Annotated in this window: 1 pseudogene; it reads left to right on the top strand. The window is 50.9% G+C overall.

The features are described 5' to 3' along the window. Positions 1-222: pseudogene (locus ACP45E_RS02375) on the top strand (methyl-accepting chemotaxis protein); the annotation flags it as partial.

The following is a 222-nucleotide window of genomic DNA, read 5'->3' as shown; positions in this document are numbered from 1 at the left end:
AAGAGGTAAGTGATGCCGTACAAGCTGTCGCCAAAGGGGAAATTCAGGTTTCGTTTGCTACGTCTCCACCTGAGGGGAGTATTTACTACGCTGTTCAAGATATGAGCCGTTCTCTTGCCGAGCTGGTCAATAACCTTGACACCTCCATGCACGCGTTGCGCAGTGAATTAAGCCATGTAGAGTCACGCGCAGGCAGTATCGCCAGCCTAACGGATACACAAC

Origin of the sequence: Vibrio genomosp. F10 str. 9ZD137, from assembly GCF_049974785.1 — a bacterium.
In the GTDB taxonomy this organism is placed as follows: Bacteria; Pseudomonadota; Gammaproteobacteria; order Enterobacterales; family Vibrionaceae; genus Vibrio.
The sequence above is the reverse complement of the archived record's forward strand: the minus strand, read 5'-3'. Positions and strand labels throughout refer to the sequence as shown.